This is a genomic window from Iodobacter violaceini (assembly GCF_011601265.1).
Classification (GTDB): Bacteria; Pseudomonadota; Gammaproteobacteria; order Burkholderiales; family Chitinibacteraceae; genus Iodobacter; species Iodobacter violaceini.
On sequence record NZ_JAAOLX010000045.1, the window covers coordinates 1 to 323 of the forward strand.

1 pseudogene is annotated in these 323 nt (G+C 52.0%); it reads right to left on the reverse strand.

The annotated features are described in order from the left end of the window. Window positions 1–323, reverse strand: a pseudogene (locus HA050_RS22765) (hypothetical protein); the annotation flags it as partial.

Sequence of the window (323 nt, forward strand, 5' to 3'; positions counted from 1 at the left end):
CGGGTCGTAATCCCGGAAGTAGTTGTAGTGCTTGCCGGTTTCTTTATCAAAATACTGGCCGGGGAAGCGTAGGCTGTAGCTGAATTTCTTACCCGTATTGCTTGGGTCTTCATCTGCTAGGCTGTTATCAAAGGCTTCACCATCCCAGCGCCAGAGGATTTGTTTGCTGGCTGGGTCAGTAATCTGGCGAGGCGTGCCAAGGTGATCAGCCCAAATATAGCTGATGTTAGCGCTTGCGCCCGTTGTACTGACCACGGCTACCGGTGTATCGCCCAGCCAAATGATTTCCTGCACCGGCTTGTTATCTGCCTGATATTCACCCA